The sequence below is a fragment of the Pseudoalteromonas sp. SG43-7 genome (genome assembly GCF_014164295.1).
In the GTDB taxonomy this organism is placed as follows: Bacteria; Pseudomonadota; Gammaproteobacteria; order Enterobacterales; family Alteromonadaceae; genus Pseudoalteromonas; species Pseudoalteromonas rhizosphaerae.
In genome coordinates, this window is sequence record NZ_JACJEY010000108.1 from 1 (window position 1) to 4,390 (window position 4,390).

At 41.0% G+C, this 4,390-nt stretch carries 2 protein-coding genes; both read right to left on the bottom strand.

Annotated features, from left to right (window positions below; genetic code table 11):
• Window positions 1-60: 60 nt before the first annotated feature.
• Complete coding sequence (nagP, locus tag H5200_RS22735) at window positions 61-1,356, bottom strand: N-acetylglucosamine MFS transporter NagP (RefSeq protein WP_182762757.1); 1,296 nt, start codon at window positions 1,354-1,356, stop codon at window positions 61-63.
• Between the two features lie 255 nt (window positions 1,357-1,611).
• Entirely contained in the window at window positions 1,612-4,260 is a 2,649-nt protein-coding gene (locus H5200_RS22740) for a family 20 glycosylhydrolase (RefSeq protein WP_182762759.1), read from the bottom strand.
• Window positions 4,261-4,390 lie beyond the last annotated feature (130 nt).

Here is a 4,390-nt window from a genome sequence, read left to right on the forward strand (position 1 = left end):
GGTTATAGTATCAAGGTTCAAAAAAGCTAAACTTTTAACTTTAAATTTTGAACTTTAATCTTACTTCCAGCTTTTCATCTTGTGCCCTTTTACAGCATAGAAAAGAATGAATAAATAACAAGGTAACATTACGATATAAGCGCCCTGCTGGGCCGCGGCAGAATCCACACCACCACTTGCTAGACCCCAAAATAGAGGACCAAATGCACCACCGGCGATGCCCATTACAAGCAGGCCAGAACCAACACTGGTTAATTTACCTAACCCAGACAACGCTAACGGCCATACCGCAGGCCATACAATAGCATTAGCAAATCCTAACACAGCTATCATCAATAGTGTATCTGGTAATTGCACTTCTAAACCAAGCGCTGTTGCGATCACAACTGAACTAGTATCGCTAAATACCACGGTAAGTGTTAATACACAGCCTAAAATTGCAGACACACTTAGCGCTGCTTGCTGCGAAATAACACGCGGAATAAGCACAATACCAACTATATAACCTAACACCATGCAGCTCATTGTATAAGAGGTCATGACACTATATTTTTCAATACCTAGCGACAATGCAAAAGTACCAATGGTATCGCCTGCAATCACCTCCACGGCTACATAAACGAATAATGCAACCACTCCTAATGCTAGGCTTGGGTGAGAAAGTGCTTCTTTTAATTGTCCTTTAGCACCTTGCTCCTCATCATCAATAAGCTCTGGTAATGGCATTTTTGTCACTGCAAATGCCAATGCACCAATAAATAAAGCCATGCCTAAGTATGGATAGATAAGGCTATTTGCCATTGAGTCAATTTCAGCTTGTGATAAATCTTTACCAACAAGGCCAGTAAAATCGCTTAGAATTAATGCTGTAAATACGATTGGCGCAATTACGCCAGCGCCTTTATTCAATATCCCCATGATGCTGACACGTGCTGCGGCCGATTCCTCAGGCCCAATCCGAACAACATACGGGTTAACTGCAGTTTGCAGCAAGGTTTGTCCTGCCCCCATAACCAACTGCGCAAATAAAAACAGCACAAACACTTGAGTTTTTGCAGCTGGAATAAATAATAAACCTGCCACCATCATGGTTGCCATACCGAGTGCCATACCATTTTTATAACCGACTTTACGAATGATCATCGCCGACGGTACAGCAGTAAACGTCACCGCTATATAAAACGAGAATAAAATCAGTGAGGCTTGAAATGGACTCAGCTGTAATACTTGTTTTAAGTATGGCATTAGTGAACCATTTAACCAGGTTGCAAAACCTAGGATAAAAAATAAAGTGGCAACAATGGCCATGGGTATAAAATTACTTTGTTTATTTATTTTTGACACTGTGGCTTCCATAAAACTTCTTCTTATTGCGAGCTATCGTTATAATTATTTATTGCAATTAAGTTCAAAAAACTTAAATCGACGATTAGCGTTGCTGTATTTTATAACACCTTGGCGACATTTAAATGACAATGTCGAAACAAAAATGACAGCGCTGCCATAAAACTTTACGTTAATTACCGCCATATTACTAGTAACAATTTATTTTACAACGACACAAAAAAGGGCCTTTATGGCCCTTTCAAAACGTAATTAGTTACTAATATATTAATTTATATGAGTAATTCTGCTTTTTAGTTTGCTATCTAAGCTACTACGTAATGCTACAGACTGCTGTTCAGAAACACTGATCGGAGCTGTATATTGCTGCCAACTCGCGCCATTATCTAAACTATACTCGGTATTTAAATATGTAAATGGCGTATTAACCTCAAGCTGACCATTGTTAATCACGCCACCGGGTACCGGCAAATGTAAAGTTATGCCTGCATTGGCCAATTTATTAAGCTCTTTCAAACCAACTGCAGCAGAGAATTGTGCCCAGCCTTTTTCTTGGCTTTTACGATCAACCTGCTCGCCTTCCCATGGTGCTTTATGCCATGCACGCTCAGCAACAGACAGAATACGCGGGAATATCATTGCCAATACTTGATCTTCGGTTCGAATAGTTTCAGACCAAACTTGTCCTTGCATACCTAAGATGTTTTCTGGCTTTTCTAATTTTGGTAGTGGACGACCAACTAAAGCTTCAAGGTTATCTATCGGCTCCCGTGTTCGGGTGTAATCGGCATTTGCATACACATCGTCTGGCATATAATTAAATGCTTTTTTAGTATCGGTATAGCGAGTTGCCCAATAATACCCACGTTCTTCTGGGTGAGCTTCATAAGGGTGGTCAAAGTATAAGTGTGTACCATGCGATAGAATCACTTGGTAGCCAGCATTGGCAAGGCGATAAGCTCTGTCTGCAACACCCCACTCCCAAATATTGTCCCAGACGTTTGCTGTAAAGGTTTTGTTTGGAAACTCGTCGCGCTTAAATGGGTTTGTTTGGTCATACATTAAACCATCTTCCCATGCACCAGGCGAAATCCCGCGTTTTTCAAGTAACTTGGCCACACGTTGTGTAAAGTAAGGTTTAAGATCTGCGGCACCGGCAACACCATTATTTGGATCGGCAAACATTGCTTGGCATATTGGCGAGCCAACCCATGAGCCAGCCCCTACTTCATCACCACCAAAGTGCAAGTTAGTCAATTGCACACCGGCTTCGCGGTACATTTGTTGTAATTCGTAGGTAACCTTATCTAAAAAGGCGTAGGTTGAATCCATACATACGTTCATCGAGTTATCTTTGTAGTTTTGCACCGTCATATAAACCGAGGTGTCTTTTGGATCACTCAATAAATACTGGGTTGCAGCACTGATATCGACTTGCTGAGTCTCTTTCCCCGCATTCTTTTTATTAACAAGCTTATTTTTGGCTACTCGTTGCGCCTCATCGGCAAGCTTATGATAACGTGCTTCCATTGCTTTAATTGATGCGCGAGCATGCCCCGGCCCTTCAATTTCTGGAATAATCTGAATATGGCGGTCTTTAGCAAACTTTAATAATTCAACAAACTCACTACGAGTTAAGTAACCATTACCTGAGCCCGATTTAAATGGTCCGGTTCCTAGCTGTGTTAACAGACATTCTTTTTCTTCAAGGTCAAAACAGCGATAACCACCAATATCAGTTAGCTCTGGTAATCCTGGAATTTCTAAGCGCCAACCTTCATCTTCTGAAAAGTGCCAATGTAGTTTATTCATTTTATAACGCGCCATTTGCTCAACTAATTTGAACATAGCGTCTTTGCCGTGGTAATTGCGGCCATTATCATAGTGCATGCCACGCCAGGTATAACGAGGGCTGTCTTCAATCTCAAGTTGTGGAATGTCTACAATACCTTGGCTATTTGCCGGGAGTAGATTAAGTAAGCTCTGCATGGCATAGAATACACCGGCATTATCACTCCCAACAATTTCAATACGATCGTCATCTATCTCAAGAGTGTAACTTTCTGATTTACCACCGGCCAACTGTGGATTTACTTTTAAGCTGATCAGTTTTTCTTTTGCTAGTTTGATGTGATCTGGCTGGGCTTTTAAGGTCAGGCCATAGTCATCTTGCAAATCTTGCATAAACACCATGACTTCGTTCTTTAACTGACCTTGGAAAGTGATCTGCCAGCTGCTATCAAGTGTTGCAGTACCGCGATTAAACTCTACTTTTTGTGGCTTTGGAATGATCCGCTTTAATGCGTCTTGTTGCGATACTTGACTTGTCGTTTGTTGATTACGCTCAAAACGCACTTGTGGGGTGACTAATACCGTTAAATCTTTTGGCTCGTTATAACGGCGCAGTTGATTTTCACGCTCAAACGGTGCAACAAACTGGGTCATATCTTCACTGTCAGTATTTGCAAAAATAGCCGGTTTATTATCACCAGAGACAAAAAAAGCACGTGGCATAAAGTCAGAATAAGCAACCACCCAAACTTGAGCGTCAAACTCAAGTACTAAGCTTTTACCTGAAGCTAACCCTGTAAAGTTTTTAGTTGGGGTAATGCGGTGTAAATCGCCATTTACGTGTTCAATATTTAAACCCGCAACTAGCTCAGTACTGATCTTACGAACTGAGTGAATATACAACTGCCAGTCACTTTCACCTGCAGGAAGTGCAACATCAGATTGGTTGTTTAGTGTAATTGTCCCTAAAAAACCAGCGGCTTTATTATGAAAGTTATCAACCACAGCAAATGTCAGGGTGGTTTCTTTGGCAAAGTTATTCACATCATTTTGCGAAAACTGCGCCTGCGCCATTAATGGCATTATCGCGATCAAACTTGCTAAAGTTCGCTTTTTAAAATCCATTGCTCTCTCCTCGTTGTATACCCTAAGACTACGCATTTCCCCCCACGTAATCTGTTATTTATTATTATTTATTCACCTCCATCATATAAAAGATAAAATGACAGCGCTATCATTAATTGAAAGAATAGGG

Coding starts and splice junctions, on each gene's coding strand:
- H5200_RS22740 (WP_182762759.1), bottom strand. CDS start 4,260: ATGGATTTTAAAAAGCGAACTTTAGCAAGTTTGATCGCGATAATGCCA.
- nagP (WP_182762757.1), bottom strand. CDS start 1,356: ATGGAAGCCACAGTGTCAAAAATAAATAAACAAAGTAATTTTATACCC.